Source organism: Thalassotalea sp. G20_0 (genome assembly GCF_017744175.1).
In the GTDB taxonomy this organism is placed as follows: Bacteria; Pseudomonadota; Gammaproteobacteria; order Pseudomonadales; family Endozoicomonadaceae; genus Endozoicomonas.
Map to the genome: position 1 here is coordinate 1 of NZ_JAGHQV010000026.1, position 18,544 is coordinate 18,544.

Genomic DNA, 18,544 nt, shown 5'->3' on the forward strand with positions numbered 1-18,544 from the left:
TGTCCGGGGATGTATTTTCCAGGCGAATAAACAGGTCATCCATGTGCTTTTCCAGCACGTTACCTTTACTGGTGTTTGGAACCAGAGATAACCTGGCACAGCATACCATTACTCCCCAGAGAGACATCAATATTACCTGCTGAGAGAGCTGAGAGTTTTGACTGATTCGGTGGACAAGAGATTTGAACGTGGATTTAACCACGTTTAGCTCAACGAGCTCACCCAGTTTCGCAATGGCCCACAGCAGGTTGGTGATTTCCTGGGTATTAAATCGGTCTTTCTGTGCGTTCACGTGGGGCAACAGGGCGGCCACGGCCCTGTTGAGCCCTGGTGTTCGCTCCTGCCCGCTATCTACCAATTTCGCCATAGCCCACAGCAGGTTGGCGATTTCCTGTGGTTTAAAGTTAGCCTTCTGTGCGCTAACAAAGGGCAGCAGTGCGGCCACGGCCTCTTTGAGCTGTGGTATCCGCTCCAGCCCGTTGTCCCCCAGTTTCGCCATGGCCCACAGCAGGTTGGCGATATGCTGAGGAATAAATTGGCCTTTCTGTGCGTTCACGTAGGGCAACAGCGCGGCTACGGCCTCTTTGAGCCCTGGTGTCCGTTCCTGCCCGTTGTCTACCAGTTTCGCCATGGCCCATAGCAGGTTGGTGATACCCTGTGGTTCGAAGTTAGCTTTCTGTGTGTTCACGTAAGGCAACAGCGCGGTCACGACCTCTTTGAATTCTGGTGTCCGCTCCTGTCCATTGTCCACCAGTTTTGTCATGGCCCACAGCAGGTTGGCGATTTCCTGGGTATTAAATCGGTCTTTCTGTGCGTTCACGTGGGGCAACAGGGCGGCGACGGCCTCTTTGAGTCTTGGTGTTTGCTCCAGCCCGTTGTCCACCAGTTTTGCCATGGCCCATAGCAGGTTGGCGATATGCTGAGGAATAAATTGGTTTTTCTGTGCGTTCACGTGGGGCAAGAGCGCGGCCAGGGTCTCTTTGAGCCCTGGTGTCTGCTCCTGGCCGTTGTCCACCAGTTTCGCCATGGCCCACAGCAGGTTGGCGACACCCTGAGGAATAAATTGGTCTTTCTGTACGTTCACCTGGGGCAACAGCGCGGCCACGGCCTTGTTGAGCTCTGGTGTCTGCTCCTGGCCGTTGTCCACCAGTTTCGCCATGGCCCACAGCAGGTTGGCGATTCCCTGGGCATTAAATTGGTCTTTCTGTGCGTTCACGTGAGGCAACAGGGCGGCGACGGCCTCTTTGAGTCTTGGTATTTGCTCCAGCCCGTTGTCCACCAGTTTCGCCATGGCCCACAGCAGGTTAGGGATACCCTGGGCATTAAATTGGTCTTTCTGTACGTGCACGTAGGGTAACAGCGCGGCCACGGCCTTGTTGAGCCTTGGTGCCTGCTCCAGCCTGTTATCCACCAGTTTCGCCATGGCCCACAGCAGGGCGGCGATACCCTGTGGTTTAAAGTTAGCTTTCTGTGCGTTCACGTGGGGCAACAGCATGGCCACGGCCTCGTTGAGCCCTGGAGTTTGCTTTTGCCCGTTGTCCACCAGTTTCGCTATGGCCCACAGCAGGTTGGCGATTTCCTGTGGTTTAAAGTTAGCTTTCTGTACGTTCACGCAGGGCAACAGCGTGGCCACGACCTCGTTGAGCTCTGATGTCTGCTCCTGCCCGTTGTCCACCAGTTTTGCTATGGCCCACAGCAGGTTGGCGATTTCCTGCGGTTTAAAGTTCGTTATTTGTGCGTTTACGCGGGGTAACAGCGCGGCCACAGCTCCATTAAGCTCTGCTGACCACTCCCCGTTGTGCATGAGTTTCGCCAGGGCCCACAGCAGGTTGGCGATATGCTGAGGAATAAATTGGTCTTTCTGTACTTTTACGTGGGGCAACAGCGCGGCCACGGCCTCTTTTAACTCTGGTGTCAGCTCCTGTCCGTTATCCACCAGTTTCGCCATGGCCCACAGGAGGTTGGAGATTTCCTGAGCATCAATATCCCTGGCTTCAGGTTTTTGGTTGCAGTTAAATATTATTGCATCAAGTAGTGTTGATAATAATGCAGCTTGAGTAAGCTTAACACGCTCATCCATTGGGTTATGAGGGGTAAAAACACCCGCTGAAGTAAATGAATGAAGTGTTGTTGTCAGGCTTCGCCAATTCCAGCTCCGCGTTGCTGTGAAATTTTTCAGCAAACGCATCAGCTGGCTTTGTTCCGCTCGATTTAACGGTCTTTTAGCAGCTGATGTGTATTTTTTAATTGAGCTGGCATATTGACCGTGATTTCTCCCGTCATAGCGATGACCGAAACGATCCGATTTACTCACCAGACCAGCCATTATTTCCCGTTTGATGAGAGCATTAAAATCTTGAGCAGAGTTTACAGAACGCTGCAGTAGATATTGAGAAGAGCGTGCAGTAGAAGATTGGTGAAATTCATTGCGCTCCGGGATAGTGCGGCGGGGATTATCCCTTTGTCTGACTGGGCCATGTCTATATTGTACACGCCTTGAAGAAGGGCTATGGCCATTCGGTCGCTTGTAATCATTATCTGATCTTGTGTATTGACTACTGATACCAGCAGAGGTTCTGTGCATAATTATATTTCATTAATTCATGGAAATATAAAAAGCAGACTGTGGTTCTTTTCAGAAGTTCATTTTGCTGGAATGTTGATAAAGGTCAGCGATTGGGGAAACACGTCTACTCCTGACGCCACCCATCCATTATTTTCAAATCATTCGGGGCGGGATGTATGGGCAACAGGTGTTCAACACTGGCATTCCTTCCCGGAATGTGAAAACGGTTCTTGAGTCATGATGGGATGAAGGCGATTACTGGCTGTTTGTTTTCTTCCTCTTTGCTGGTTTACCGCCTTGCTCATCTGAATGTTCTTCGGCGGTCAAGTAACCGTGATCTGAGGGTTGCCTGCCTTTATCAGCAGTAACGTATGCCTCATCTGACCACTTTCTTTTAAGTGATACAGAGCCATGACCCTGTGGTGGGATGTCTATCCTGGTCTTTATTTGATCAATACATCGTTTCATTGAATCGCAGTTCCAAAGCATGTTAACCGGGATTTCCATGACCTCAAATCCTGCTTTTTGCAACAGTGCGATTTTCAGCAGAGTCGAACCCTTCCTGGTTTTGAAATCACCACCCACGTAATGAGACGGTCCCTGAACTTCAATCACCATGTTGTGATCTGGCAGTAGCAGGTCAACCGGAGGTAATGAATTCAGACTCTTTTCTTCTTCAATCCTCAAAGATGGAATGCATGATTGGAGTTGATTGCGGAATTCGGATTGACGTTTTGAAACGATTGTCTGGTAATGGGGTACGACCGGACACGGTCTCCCTAGCCAACTTGCGGCCATCGCAATGATGCGTTGGTCCTCTTCATTGTCCGGGGATGTATTTTCCAGGCGAATAAACAGGTCATCCATGTGCTTTTCCAGCACGTTACCTTTACTGGTATTGGGAACCAGAGATAACCTGGCACAGCATACCATTACTCCCCAGAGGGACATCAATATCGCTTGCTGAGAGAACTGAGGGTTGTCACTGATTCGGTCGACAAGCGATTTGAACGTGGAGGTTACCACGTTCAGCTCAATGAGTTCGCCCAGTTTCGCCATGGCCCACAGCAGGTTGGCAATATCCTGGGCATTACACTGGTTTTTCTGTGCCTTCACGTGAGGCAACAGCGCAGTCACGGCCTCATTGAACTCTGGTGTCTGCTCCTGCCCGTGGTCCACCAGTTTCGCCATGGCCCACAGCAGGTTGGCGATATGCTGAGGAATAAATTGGTCTTTCTGTACGTTCACGCGGGGCAACAGCGTGGCCACGGCCTCTTTGATTTCTGGTGTTTGCTCCTGCCCGTTATCCACCAGCTTTGCCATGGCCCACAGCAGGCTGGCGATATGCTGAGGAATAAACTGCTCTTTCTGAGTATTCACGTGGGGCAACAGTGCGGTCACGGCTTCTTCGATCTCTGGTGTCCGCTCCTGCTCATTGTCCACCAGCTTAGCCATGGCCCATAGCAGGTTGGAAATACCCTGGGCATTAAATTGCTCTATTTCCTTGTTTACCCGGTGCAACAACGCTGCCACGGTCTCTTTGAACTCCGGTGTCTGTCGCTGGCCATTGTCCACCAGTTTCGCCATGGCCCAAAGCAGGCTGGTGATATGCCGGGGAATGAATTGGGTTTTCTGTGTGTTCACGTGGGGCAACAGCGCGGCCGCGGCCTCTCTGAGCTCTGGTATCTGCTCCTGCCTGGTGTCCACCAGTTTCGCCATGGCCCATAGCAGGTTGGTGACAGCCTGGGCTTTAAATTGGTCTTTCTGTGCGTTCACGTGAGGCAACAGCGCGGCCACGGCCTCGTTGAAAACCGGTGTCCGCTGCAGGCCGTTGTCCACCAATTTCGCCATGGCCCACAGCAGGTTGGTGATACCCTGTGCATTAAATCGGTCTTTATAGGCGTTTACCCGGGGCAACAGCACGGCCACGGCCTCGTTGAACCCTGGTGTCCGCTGCAGGCCGTTGTCCACCAATTTCGCCATGGCCCACAGCAGGTTGACGATATGCTGAGGGTTAAATTGGTTTTTTTGCGCGTTTACGTGGGGCAACAGCGCGGCCACGGCCTCGTTGAAAACCGGTGTCCGCTGCTGGCCGTTGTCCACCAATTTCGCCATGGCCCACAGCAGGTTGGCGATATGCTGAGGATTAAATTGGTTTTTTTGTGCGTTCACTTGGGGCAATAGCGCGGCCACGGCCTCATTGAACTCTGGTGTCTGCTCCTGTCCGTTGTCCACCAGTTTCGCCATGGCCCACAGCAGGTTGGCGACATCCTGAGGCTTAAATCGGTCTTTCTGTGCTATCGCGTGGGGTAACAGCACGGCCACGGCCTCTTCGAGCTCTGGTATTTGCTCCTGCCCGTTGCCTGCCAGTTTCGCCATAGCCCACAGCAAGTTGTTGATTTCCTGAGGAATAAATTGGTTTTTCTGTGCCTCCACGTGGGGCAACAGCGCGGCCACAGTTACTTTGAGCCCGGGTGTCAACTCCTGCCCGTAGTCCACCAGCTTCGCCATGGCCCACAGCAGGTTGGCAATATGCTGAGGAATAAATTGGTCTTTATGTGCGTTCACGTGGGGCAACAGCGCGGCCACGGCCATGTTGAACTCGGGTGTCCGCTCCTGCCCATTGTCCACCAGTTTCGCCATGGCCCACAGCAGGTTGGCAACACCCTGGGCATCAATATCCCTGGCTTGAGGTTTTTGGTTGCACTTGAATATGATTGCATCAAGTAGCGTTGACAATAAGGCTGCTTGAGTAAGCTTGACACGCTCATCCATGGGTTTATGAGGGGTAAAAACACCCGCTGAAGTCAATGAATGAAGTGTTGTCGTCAGGCTTCGCCAATTCCAGCTCCGTGTTGCTTTAAAGTTTTGCAGTAGACGTATCAGCTGGCTTTGTTCCGCTCGATTTAACGGTCTTTTAGCAGCTGACGTGTATTTTTTAATTGAACTGGCATATTTACCGTGATTTCTCCCATCATAGCGATGACCGAAACGATCCGATTTACTCACCAGACCATCCATAATTTCCTGTTTGATGAGAGCATTAAAATCTTGAGCAGGGTTCACTGATCGGAACATTAGATTTTGAGAAGAGCATGCGTCAGAAAAGTGGTAAAATTCGTTACGCCCCGGGATAGTACGGAAGGGATTATCCCACTGTTCGACTGTGCCATGTCTATATTGCACACGCCTTGAAGAAGCGGCATGGTCATCCTGTCGGTTGAAATCATTATTTGATCTTGTGTATTGACCACTGATACCAGCAGAGTTTCTATCCATATTTATATTTCTTTAATTCATGAAAGTATAAAAAGCAGACTGCGGTTCTTTTCAGAAGTTCATTTTGCTGGAATGTGTGTAAACGTAACCGGTTGGGGAAACACATCTACTCCTGATGTCATCAATCCGTTATTTTCAAATTATCCGGGGCAACAGGTGTTTAACACTGGCATTTCTTTCCGGCATATGAAAACGGATCTTGAGTCATGATAGGAGGAAGGCAATTACTGGCTGGTTGTTTTCTTCCTCTTTGCGGGTTTACCGATTTGCTCATCTGAATGTTCTTCGGCAGTTAAGTAACCGTGATCTGAGGGTTGCCTGTCTTTATCAGCAGTAACGTATGCCGCATCTGCCCACCTTCTTTTAAGTGATACAGAGCCATGCACCTGTGCCGGGCAGCCTATCCTGGTCTTTATTTGATCAATGTATGGTTTCATTAAATACTGACTCAAGAGCATGTTAACCGGAATTTCAATGACCTCAAATCCTGATTTTCTCAGCAGTGCGATTTTCAGCAGAGTCGAACCCTTCCTGGTTTTGAAATCACCACCCACGTAATGATAGGGACCCTGAATTTCAATTACCATGTTGTGATCTGGCAGTAGCAGGTCAACCGGAGGTAATAAATTCAGACTCTTTTCTTCTTCAATCCTCAAAGATGGAATGCATGAGTGGAGTTGATTGCGGAAGTCGGATTGACGTTTTGAAACGATTGTCTGGTAATGGGGTACGACCGGACACGGTCTCCCAAGCCAACTTGCGGCCATCGCAATGATGCGTTGGTCCTCTTCATTGTCCGGGGATGTATTTTCCAGGCGAATAAACAGGTCATCCATGTGCTTTTCCAGCACGTTACCTTTACTGGTATTTGGAAACAGAGATAACCTGGCACAGCCTACCATTACTCCCCAGAGGGACATCAATATCGCTTGCTCAGAGAACTGAGGGTTGTCACTGATTCGGTCGACAAGCGATTTGAACGTGGAGGTTACCACGTTCAGCTCAATGAGTTCGCCCAGTTTCGCCATGGCCCACAGCAGGTTGGCAATATCCTGGGCATTACACTGGTTTTTCTGTGCCTTCACGTGAGGCAACAGCGCAGTCACGGCCTCATTGAACTCTGGTGTCTGCTCCTGCCCGTGGTCCACCAGTTTCGCCATGGCCCACAGCAGGTTGGCGATATGCTGAGGAATAAATTGGTCTTTCTGTACGTTCACGCGGGGCAACAGCGTGGCCACGGCCTCTTTGATTTCTGGTGTTTGCTCCTGCCCGTTATCCACCAGCTTTGCCATGGCCCACAGCAGGCTGGCGATATGCTGAGGAATAAACTGCTCTTTCTGAGTATTCACGTGGGGCAACAGTGCGGTCACGGCTTCTTCGATCTCTGGTGTCCGCTCCTGCTCATTGTCCACCAGCTTAGCCATGGCCCATAGCAGGTTGGAAATATCCTGGGCATTAAATTGGTCTTTCTGTACTTTCACGTGGTGCAACAGCGCTGCCACGGTCTCTTTGAGCCATGGTGACCACTCCTGCCCATTGTCCACCATTTTTGCCAAGGCCCACAGCAGATTGGCGATATGCTGAGGAAGAAATTGGTCTTTCTGTGCGTTCACGTGGGGCAATAGCGTGGCCACGGTCTCTTTGAGCCCTGGTGTCTGCTCCTGCCCGTTGTTCACCAGTTTCGCCATGGCCCACAGCAGGTTGGCGATACCCTGTGGTTTAAAGTGAGCTTTCTGTGTGTTCACGAGGAGCAACAGCCTGACAACGGCCTCGTTGAGTTCTGGTGTCTGCTCCTGCCCGCTGTCCACCAGTTTCACTATGGCCCACAGCAGGTTGGCGATTTCCTGTGGTTTAAAGTGAGCTTTCTGTGCGTTCACGCAGGTCAACAGCGCAGCCACCGTTTCGTTGAACTCTGGTGTCTGCTCGTACCCCTTGTCCACCAGTTTCGCCATGGCCCACAGCAAGTTGGCGACACCCTGAGGAATAAATTGGTCTTTCTGTACGTTCACGTGGGGTAACAGCGTGGCCACGGCCTCTTTGATTTCTGGTGTTTGCTCCTGCCCGTTATCCACCAGCTTTGCCATGGCCCAAAGCAGGTTGGCGATTTCCTGTGGTTTAAAGTTAGCTGTCTGTGCGTTCACGAGGAGCAACAGCGCGGCCACAGCCTCGTTGAGTTCTGGTGTCCGCTCCTGCCCGCTGTCCACCAGTTTCACTATGGCCCACAGCAGGTTGGCGATTTCCTGTGGTTTAAAGTGGGCTTTCTGTGCGTTCACGTGGGGCAACAGCGCGGCCACAGCCTCTTTGAGCTCTGGTGTCCGCTCCTGCCCGCTGTCCACCAGTTTCGCTGTGGCCCACAGCAGGTTGGCAATTCCCTGGGCATCAATATCCCTGGCTTGAGATTTTTGGTTGCACTTGACTATTATTGGATCAAACAGAGTGGACAATAAGGCAGCTTGAGTGAGCTGAACACGCTCATCAATGGGCTTATACGGGGTAAAAACACCCGCTGAAGTAAATGAATGAAGTGTTGTCGTCAGGCTTCGCCAATTCCAGCTCCGCGTTGCGGTAAAATTTTGCAGCAAACGAATCAGCTGGCTTTGTTCCGCTCGATTTAACGGTCTTTTAGCAGTTGACGTGTATTTTTTAATTGAACTGGCATATTGCCCGTGATTTCTCCCATCATAGCGATGACCGAAACGATCCGATTTACTCACCAGACCAGCCATTATTTCCCGTTTGATGAGAGCATTAAAATCTTGAGCAGAGTTTACAGAACGCCGCAGTAGATATTGAGAAGAGCGTGCAGTAGAAGAATGGTAAAATTCATTGCGCCCCGGGGTAGTGCGGAGGGGGTTATCCATCTGTCTGACCAGGCCATGTCTATATTGCATACGCCCTGAAGAAGAAGTGACATGGCCATCTGGTCGGTTGTAATAATTACCTGATCTTGTGTATTGACCGCTGATACCAGCAGAGCTTCTATCCATAATTATATTTCATTAATTCATGGAAATATGAAAAGCAGACTGCTGTTCTGTTCAAAAGTTCATTTTGCTGAAATATCTATAAACGTAAACGGTTGGGGAAACACATCTACTCCTGATGTCACCCATCCGTTATTGCCAAATCACCAGGGGCAAGATTCATGGGTAACAGGTGTTCAACGCTGGCACTCCTTCCCTGGAATGTGAATAAGGTTATTGAGTCATGATGGGAGGAAGGCGATTACTGGCTGTTTGTTTTCTTCCTCTTTGCCGGTTTACCGGTTTGCTCCTCCGAATGTTCTTCGGCAGTCAAGCAACCGTGATCTGAGGGTTGCCTGCCTTTATCAGCAGTAACGTATGCCTCATCTGTCCAGCCTCTTTTAAGTGATACAGAGTCATGACCCTGTGGCGGGATGCTTACCCTGATCTTTATTTGATCAATACATCGTTTCATTACATCTTTGTTCCAAAGCTGGTTAACCGGGATTTCAATAACCTCAAATCCTGATTTTTGCAGCAATGCGATTTTAAGCAGAGTCGAACCATTTCGGTTTTTGAAATCATTACTTAGGTAATGAGAGGGGCCCTGAATTTCAATAACAATGTTGTGATCTGGCAGTAGCAGGTCAACCGGAGGTAATGAATTCAGACTCTTTTCTTCTTCAATCCTCAAAGATGGAATGCATGATTGGAGTTGATCGCGGAAGTCGGATTGAAGTTTTGAAATGATGGTCTGGTAATGGGGGACGACCGGACATGCTCTCCCAAGCCAACTGGCGGCCATGGCAATGATGGATTGATTCTCTTTAGTACCTGGGGATGTATTATCCAGGCGGGTAAACAGGTCATGCATGTGCTTTTCAAGATTTTTACTGGCATTGGAGACCAGAGACAACCTGGCACAGCATACCATTACTCCCCAGAGAGACATCAATATTACTTGCTGAGAGAGCTGAGAGTTTTGACTGATTCTGTGGACAAGAGATTCGAACGTGGATTTAACCACGTTTAGCTCAACGAGCTCACCCAGTTTTGCCATGGCCCACAGCAGGTTGGCGATTTGCTGAGGAATAAATTGGTCTTTCATTGCGTTCACGTGGGGCAACAGCACGGCCACGGTCTCGTTGAGCCCCGGTGTCTGTTCCTGTCCGTTGTCCACCAGTTTTGCCATGGCCCAAAGCAGGTTGGCGATTTCCTGTGGTCCAAAGTTAGCTTTCTGTGCGTTCACGTGTGGCAATAGCGCGGTCAAGGCCTCTTTGAGCTCTGGTGTCCCCTCATGCCCTTTGTCCGCCAGTTTTGCCATGGCCCACAGCAAGTTGGCAATAGCCTGTGTCTTAAATTGGTCTTTCTGTGCGTTCACGTGGGGCAACAGCGCGGCCACGGCCTCGTTGAGCCCTGGTGCCTGCTCCAGCCCGTTATCCACCAGTTTCGCCATGGCCCACAGCAGGTTGGCGATACCCTGTGGTTTAAAGTGAGCTTTCTGTGCGTTCACATGGGGCAACAGCGCGGCCACGGCCTTGTTGAGCCCTGGTGTTCGCTCCTGCCCACTATCGACCAGTTTCGCAATGGCCCACAGCAGGTTGGTGGTTTCCTGTGGTTTAAAGTGAGCTTTCTGTGCGTTCACGTGGGGCAACAGCGCGGCCACGGCCTCGTTGAGCCCTGGTGTCTGCTCCTGCCCGTTGTCCACGAGTTTCGCAATGGCCCACAGCAGGTTGGTGGTTTCCTGTGGTTTAAAGTGAGCTTTATGTGCGTTCACGTGGGGCAACAGCGCGGCCACAGCCTCGTTGAGCCCTGGTGTCTGCTCCTGCCCGTTGTCCACGAGTTTCGCAATGGCCCACAGCAGGTTGGCAACACCCTGGGCATTAAATTGGTTTTTCTGCGCGTTCACTTGGGGTAACAGTGCGGCCACGGCTTCTTTAAGCTCTGGTGTCCACTCCTGTCCATTGTCCACGAGTTTCGCCATGGTCCACAGTAGGCTGGTGATTTCCTGAGGTTTAAAGTGAGCTTTCTGTACGTTCACGTCTGGCAACAGCACGGCCACGGTCTCGTTGAGCCCTGGTGTTTGCTTTTGCCCGTTGTCCACCAGTTTCGCCATGGCCCACAGCAGGTTGGCAATACCCTGTGTCTTGAATTGGTCTTTCTGTGCGTTCACGTGGGGCAACAGCGCGGCCACGGCATCGCTGAGTTCTGCTGTTCGGTTCTGCCCGTTGTCGACCAGTTTCGCCATGGCCCACAGCAGGTTGGCGATTTCCCGTGGGCTAAAGTTAGCTTTCTGTGCGATCACCCGGGGCAACAGCGCAGCCACGGTCTCTTTGAGCTCTGGTGTCAACTCCTGCACGTTGTCCACCAGTTTCGCCATGGCCCACAGCAGGTTGACGATCCCCTGTGGTTTAAAGTTAGCTTTCTGAGCGTTCACGTGGGGCAATAGTTCGGCCACTGCCTCGTTGAGCTCTTGTGTCTGCCCCTGCCCGTTGTCCACCAGTTTCGCCATGGCCCACAGCAGGTTGGCGATTTCCTGGGGGTTAAAGTTAGCTTTCAGTGTTTTTACGTGGGGCAACAGCGCGGCCATGGCCTCTTTGATCTCTGGTGTCCGCTCCTGCCCGTTGTCCACCAGTTTCGTCATGGCCCACAGTATGTTGGCGATATGTTGAGGAATAAATTGGTCTTTCTGAGCGTTCACATGGGGCAACAGGGCGGCCACGGCCTCGTTAAGCTCTGGCGTCCACTCTTGCCCTTTGTCCGCCAGTTTCGCCATGGCCCACAGCAGGTTGGCAATATGCTGGGGAATAAATTGGTCTTTATGTGCGTTCACGTGTGACATCAGCGCGGCCACGGCTATGTTGAGTTCTGGTGTCCGCTCCTGCCCATTGTCCACCAGTTTCGCCATGGCCCACAGCAGGTTGGCGACACCCTGGGCATCAATATCCCTGGCTTGTGGTTTTTGGTTGCACTTGAATATTATTGCATCAAGTAGCGTTGACAATAAGGCAGCCTGAGTACGCTTAACACGCTCGTCCATGGGTTTATGAGGAGTAAAAACACCGGCTGAAGTCAATGAATGAAGTGATGTCGTCAGGCTTCGCCAATTCCAACTCCGTGTTGCTGTGAAATGTTGCAGCAAACGCATCAGCTGGCTTTGTTCCGCTCGATTTAACGGTCTTTTAGCAGCTGACGTGTATTTTTTAATTGAACTGGCATATTGCCCGTGATTTCTCCCATCATAGCGATGACCGAAACGGTCCGATCTACTCAGCAGACCTTCCATTATTTCCTGTTGGGTGAGCCCATTAAAATCTTGAGCAGGATTTACTGAACGGCGCAGTAGATATTGAGAAGAGTGTGCGGCAGAAGAATGGTGAAATTCATTACGCCTTGGGGCTGTCCTGGAGGGAGGATCCCATTGTCTGACTGTGGTTTGTCTATATCGTCCGCGCCTTGAAGAAGCGGCATGGTCATTCGGTTGGTTGTAATCATTATTTGATCTTGTGTATTGACCACTGATACCAGCAGAGCTTATATCCATAATTATATTTCATTAATTCATGAAAATATAAAAAGCAGACTGCTGTTTTGTTCAAAAGTTCATTTTGCTGCAACGTCTATAAACGTAAACGGTTGGGGAAACACATCTACTCCTGATGCCATCAACCCGTTATTTTCAAATCATCCGGGGCAACAGGTGTACAACACTGGCATTCCTTTCCGGCATGTGAAAACGGATCTTGAGTCTTGATAGGAGGAAGGCAATTACTGGCTGTTTGTTTTCTTCCTTTTAGCGGGTTTACCGGTTTGATCCTCTGAATGTTCTTCTGCAGTCAGGTAACCATGATCTGAGGGTTGCCTGCCGTTATCAGCAGTAACGTATGCCGCATCTGCCCACCTTCTTTTCAGCGATACAGAGCCATGCTCCTGTGGCGGGAAGCCTGTCCTGGTCTTTATTTGATTAATGTATGGTTTCATTAAATCCTGATTACAAAGCCTGTTAACCGGAATTTCAATGACCTCAAATCCTGCTTTTTGCAACAGTGCGATTTTAAGCAGAGTCGAACCATTCCTGGTGTTGAAATCACCACCCACGTAATGAGAGGGCCCCTGAATTTCAATTACCATGTTGTGATCTGGCAGTAGCAGGTCAACCGGAGGCAGTGAATTCAGACTCTTTTCTTCTTCAATCTGCAAAGAGGGAAAGCATGATTGGAGTTGATCGCGAAAGTCGGATTGACGTTTTGACCTGGTAGTCTGGTAATGGGGGACGACCGGACACGCTCTGCCAAGCCAACTTGCGGCCTGGGCAATGATGCGTTGATCCTCTTCATTGTGCAGGAATGTAATTTCCGGACGGGTAAACAGGTCATCCATGTGCTTTTCAAGCCAGTTATTGTAATTGGAGTCCAGAGACAATCTGGCACAGCAAACCAGTACTCCCCAGAGAGACATCAATATGTCTTTCTGTGAGAGCTGAGGGTTTTCACTGATTCGGTTAACAAGCGATTCGAACACAGAGGTCACCAGGTTCAGCTCAACGAACTCACCCAGTTTCGCCGTGGCCCACAGCAGATTGGCGATTTCCTGTGGTTTAAAGTTAGCTTTCTGTGTGTTCACGTGGCGCAACAGCGCGGCCACGACCTCGTTGAGTTCTGATGTCCACTCCCCGTTCTCCATCAGTTTCGCCATGGCCCACAGAAGGTTGGCGATTCCCTGTGGTTTAAAGTTAGCTTTCGCTGCGTTCACGTGAGGCAACAGCGCAGCCACGGCCTCGTTAAACACTGATGTCCGCTCCTGCCCGTTATCCACCAGTTTCGCCATGGTCCACAGCAGGTTGGCGATACCCTGTGGTGTAAAGTTATCTTTCTGTGCGTTCACGTGTGGCAACAGCGAGGCCACGGCCTCTTTAAGCCCTGGTGTCCTATACTCCCCGTTGTCCAGCAGTTTCGTCATGGCCCACAGCAAGTTGGCGCTTTCTTGTGGTTTAAAGTCAGCTTTCGCTGCGCTCACTTGAGGCAACAGCGCGGCCACGGCCTCGTTGAGCTGTGGTGTCCGAACCAGTCCGTTGTCCACCAGTTTCGCCGTGGCCCATAGCAGGTTGGCGATTTCTTGTGGATTAAAGTTAGCTTTCGCTGTGTTGACGAGTGGCAACAGGGCGGACACGGTCTCTTTGAGCAGCGGTGTCCGCTCCAGCCCGTTGTCCACCAGTTTCGCCATGGCGCATAGCAGGTTGGCGATTTCCTGTGGTTTAAAGTTAGCTTTCTGTGCGTTCACGAATGGCAACAGCGCGGCCACGCCCTTGTTGAGCCCCGGTGTCTGCTCCAGCCCCTTGTCCACCAGTTTTGCCATGGCCCACAGCAGGTTGGCGATATGCTGAGGAATAAATTGGTTTTTTTTTGCGTTCACGTAGGGCAACAGTGTGGCCACAGCCTCTTTGAGCCCTGGTGTCCGCTCCTGCCCGTTGTCCATCAGTTTTGACATGGCCCACAGCAGGTTGGCGATACCCTGTGGTTTAAAGTTAGCTTTCGCTGCGCTCACGTGGGGCAACAGCGCAGCCAACGCCTCGTTGAACTCTGGTGTTCGCTTTTGCCCGTTGTCCACCAGTTTCGCCATGGCCCACAGAAGGTTGGCGATACCCTGTGGTGTAAAGTTAGCTTTCTGTGCGCTCACATGGGGCAACAGCGCGGCCACGGTTTCGTTAAACCCTGGCATCCTCTGTGGCCCGTTGTCCACCAGTTTCGCCATGGCCCATAGCAGGTTGGCGATACCCTGGGCATTAGATTGGTCTTTCTGCGCGTTAATATGGGGCAACAACACGGCCACGGCCTTTTTGAACTCTGGTGTTCGCTCCTGCCCGTTGTCCACCAGTTTCGCCATGGCCCACAGCAGGTTGGCGACACCCTGGGCATCAATATCCATGACGTGAGGTTTTTGGTTGCACTTGAATATGATTGCCTCAAGTAGCGTTGACAGTATGGCAGCCTGAGTTTGCTTAACACGCTCATCCATGGGTTGATGAGAAGTAAAAACACCGGCTGAAGTCAATGAATGAAGTGTTGTGGTCAGGCTTAGCCAATTCCAGCTCGGCGTTGCGGTAAAATTTTGCATCAAACGCATCAGCTGGCTTTGTTCTGTTCGATTTAACGGTCTTTTAGACGCTGACGTGTATTTTTTAATTGAACTGGCATATAGACCGTGATCTCTCCCATCATAGCGATGACCGAAACGATCCGATTTACTCACCAGACCATCCATGATCTCCTGTTTGATGAGACCATTAAAATCTCGAGCATTGTTTATTGAACGACACAGTAGATATTTAGAAGGGCGTGCAGCTGAAGAATGGTAAAATTCATTGCGCCCCGGGGTAGCGCGGAGGGGATTATCCCTCTGTCTGACTGGACCATGTCTATATTGAACACACCTTGAAGGAGAAATGGGATGGCCATCCTGTCGGTTGTAGTAATTATCTGGTCTTGTGTATTGACCACTGCTACCCGCAGAGCTTCTATCCATAATTATATTTCATTAGTTCATGGAAATATAAAAAGCAGACTGCGGTTCTTTTCAGAAGTTCATTTTGCTGAAATATCTATAAACGTAAAAGTAACAGAGATCTTGCCATCCTTTATCGGCAGTAAAATATGGGTGATCTGTGCCGTGTTTAAGTAATTGATACAAAGCCATGCCCCTGTGGCGGGATATCTGCCCTGGTCTTTATTTGATCAATACATCGTTTAATCGAATTCTGGCTCAAAAGCTGGTTAACCGGAATTTCAATGACCTCAAATCCTGCTTTTTGCAGCAGTGCGATTTTCAGCAGAGTAGAACCATTCCTGGTTTTGAAATCACCACCCACGTAATGAGACGATCCCTGAACTTCAATCACCATGTTGTAATCTGGCAGTATCAGGTCCACCGGAGGTAATGAGTTCAGACTCTTTTCTTCTTCAATTTTCAAAGAGGGAATGCATGATTGAAGTTGATTGCGGAAGTCGGATTGAGGTTTTGAAATGATGTTCTGGTAATGGGGGACGACCGGACAGGCTCTGCCAAGCCAACTTGCGGCCATGGCAATGATGCGTTGATCATCTACATTGTCCGGGGAGGTATTTTCCAGACGAGCAAACAGGTCATCCATGTACATTTCAAGCCTGTTATTTTTATTGTCATGGGAGACCAGAGACAACCTGGCACAGCATACCATTATTCCCCAGAGCGACATCAATATGTCTTTCTGAGAGAGCTGAGGATTTTCACTGATTCGGTAAACAAGCGATTCGAACGTAGAGGTAACCACCTTCAGCGCAACGAGTTCTCCCAGTTTCGCCACGGCCCACAGCAGGTTAGCAATTTCCTGTGGTTTAAAGTTAGCTTTCTGTGTGTTTATGTGGGGCAACAGCGCGGTGACGGCCTCTTCGAATTCTGGTGTCCGCTCCTGCCCGTTATTCACCAGTTTTGCCATGACCCATAGCAGGTTGGCGATATGCTGAGGAATGAACTGGTCTTTTTGTGTGTTTACGTGTGGCAACAGGGCAGTCACGGCCTCTTTAAGCTCTGGTGTCCACCCTTGTCCGTTGTCCACCAGTTTTGCCATGGCCCACAGGAGGTTGGTGATTTCCTGTAGTTTAAAGTTTGCTTTCTGTCTGTTCACGTGGGGCAATAGCACGGCCACGGCCTCGTTGAGCTTGAGTGTCCGCTCCTGCCCGTTGTCCACCAGTTTTGCCATGGCCCACAGCAGGTTGGCGATTTCCTGTGGTTTAAAGTTAGCTTTCTGTGCGTTCACCTGGGGCAACAGCATGGCCACGGCTTTTTTGATGTCTGGTGTCTGCGCCTGCCCGTTGTCCACCAGTTTCGCCACGGCCCACAGCAGGTTGGCGATATGCTGAGGCATAAATTGGTCTTTCTGTTCGTTCACGTGGGGCAACAGCGCGGCCACGGCCTTTTTGAGGCTTGGTGTCAAGTTCAGCCTGTTGTCCACCAGTTTTGCCATGGCCCAAATCAGGTTGGCGATTTCCTGGGGTTTAAAGTTAGTTTTCTTAGCGCTCACACGGGGCAAAAGCAGGGCCACGGCCTTGTTGAGCCCTGGTGTCCACTTCTGCCCGTTGTCCACCAGTTTCGCGATGGCCCACAGCAGGTTGGCGATGCCCTGGGTAATAAATTGGTCTATCTGTATGTTCACGCGGGGCAAAAGTAAAGCCAGGGTCTCTTTGAGCTCCGGTGTCAGTTTCTGCCCGCTGTCTACCAGTTTCGCCATGGCCCACAGCAGGTTGGCGATATGCTGGGGAATAAATTGGTCTTTCTGTGCGTTCACGTGAGGCAACAGGGCAGTTACGGTCCCATTGAGCCCTGGTGTCCAATCCTGCACGTTGTCTGCCAGTTTTGCCATGGCCCACAACACACAGGTGATACCCTGGGTATTAAATTGGTGTTTCTGCCTGTTCACGAGGGGCAACAGCGTGGCTGTGGCGTCGTTGATCTCTGGTGTCCGCTCCAGTCCGTTGTCTAGAAATTTCGCCATGGCCCACAGCAGGTTGGCGATATGCTGAGGAATAAATTGGTCTTTTTGTGTATTCATCTGGGGCAACAGTGCAGCCACTGCCGCTTTGAGCTCTGGCGTCAGCTCCTGCCCGTTGTCCACTAGTTTCGCCATGGCCCACAGCAGGTTGGTGATACCCTGTGGTGCAAAGTTGGCTTTCTGTGTATTCACGAGGAGCAACAGTGCGGCCACGGTCTGTTTGAGCCTTTGTGTTCGCTGCAGTCCGTTGTCCACCATTTTTGCAATGGCCCACAGCTGGTTGGCAATTTCCTGCGGTTTTTTAGCTTTCTGTGCGTTTACGTGGGGTAACAGCGCGGCTATGGCCTCTTTAAGCACTGGTGTCCATTCCTGCCCTTTTTCCACCAGTTTCGCCATAGCCCACAGAAGGTTGGTAATATGCTGGGCATTCAATTGGTCTTTCTGTGCGTTCACGTGGTGTAACAAAGCGACCACGGCCTGGTTGAACTCTGGTGTCCGTTCCTGCCCGTTGTCCAACAGTTTTGCCATGGCCCACAGCAGGTTGGCGACACCCTGGGCATCAATATCCCTGGCTGGAGGTTTTTGCCTGCACTTGGATATTATTGGATCAAGTAGCGTTGACAATAAGGCAGCTTGAGTACGCTTAACAACTTCATTCATGGGTTTATGAGGGATAAAAACGCCCGCTGACGTCAATGAATGAAGTGTTGTCGTCAGGCTCCGCCAATTCCAGCTCCGTGTTGCTGTGAAATTTTGCAGCAAACGCATCAGCTGGCTTTGTTCCGCTCGATTTAACGGTCTTTTAGCTGCTGATGAGTATTTTTTTATTGAACTGGCATACTGACCGTGATTTCTCCCATCATAGCGATGACCGAAACGTTCCGATTTACTCACCAGGTCAGCCACTATTTCCTGTTTGAGGAGGGCATTAAAATCCGGGGCCGGGTTTACAGAACGGCGCAGTAGATATTGAGAAGAGCGTGTGCCAGAAGACTGATAAAATTCATTGCGACCCGGTGCAGTGCGGGGGAGGGTATCCCATTGTCTGACTGTGGTATGTCTGTATCGCCCACGCCTTGAAGAAGGGGCATGGCCATTCGGTTGGTTGTAACCGTTATCTGGAGTTGTGTATTTGCCACTGATACCAGCAGAACTTCTATCCATAATTATATTTCATTAATTCATGAAAATATAAAAAGCAGACTGCTGTTC

7 protein-coding genes are annotated in these 18,544 nt (G+C 50.6%); 1 reads left to right on the plus strand and 6 read right to left on the minus strand.

The window, feature by feature from the left end:
* Nucleotides 1-2,584, minus strand: a 2,584-nt coding sequence (locus J7438_RS15760) for a DUF1601 domain-containing protein (RefSeq protein ID WP_209277302.1), incomplete at its 3' end; no start/stop codon positions are given.
* Between J7438_RS15760 and J7438_RS15765 the strand changes: the two genes are divergently transcribed.
* Nucleotides 2,579-2,800, plus strand: coding sequence for a hypothetical protein (locus tag J7438_RS15765; RefSeq protein ID WP_209277303.1), 222 nt, complete (start codon nt 2,579-2,581; stop codon nt 2,798-2,800). The two genes, J7438_RS15760 and J7438_RS15765, sit on opposite strands and share 6 nt — an antisense overlap.
* A 21-nt stretch (nt 2,801-2,821) precedes the next feature.
* On the opposite strand, the gene J7438_RS15770 is transcribed toward J7438_RS15765, so the two are convergent.
* The 5 genes from J7438_RS15770 to J7438_RS15790 form a co-directional block, all read right to left on the minus strand.
* Nucleotides 2,822-5,845 carry a DUF1601 domain-containing protein gene (locus J7438_RS15770; RefSeq protein WP_209277304.1) on the minus strand — a complete coding sequence of 1,008 codons (3,024 nt, stop codon included), beginning with the start codon at nt 5,843-5,845 and terminating at the stop codon, nt 2,822-2,824.
* A gap of 224 nt (nt 5,846-6,069) precedes the next feature.
* Nucleotides 6,070-8,832, minus strand: coding sequence for an RAP domain-containing protein (locus tag J7438_RS15775; protein ID WP_209277305.1), 2,763 nt, complete (start codon nt 8,830-8,832; stop codon nt 6,070-6,072).
* 238 nt (nt 8,833-9,070) lie between these two features.
* A complete protein-coding gene (locus J7438_RS15780; protein WP_209277306.1) occupies nt 9,071-12,352 on the minus strand; it encodes an RAP domain-containing protein in 3,282 nt (1,093 codons plus the stop codon).
* Nucleotides 12,353-12,576: 224 nt separating this feature from the next.
* Nucleotides 12,577-15,330, minus strand: coding sequence for an RAP domain-containing protein (locus tag J7438_RS15785; RefSeq protein ID WP_209277307.1), 2,754 nt, complete (start codon nt 15,328-15,330; stop codon nt 12,577-12,579).
* Nucleotides 15,331-15,478: 148 nt separating this feature from the next.
* Nucleotides 15,479-18,496 carry a DUF1601 domain-containing protein gene (locus tag J7438_RS15790; protein WP_209277308.1) on the minus strand — a complete coding sequence of 1,006 codons (3,018 nt, stop codon included), beginning with the start codon at nt 18,494-18,496 and terminating at the stop codon, nt 15,479-15,481.
* Nucleotides 18,497-18,544 lie beyond the last annotated feature (48 nt).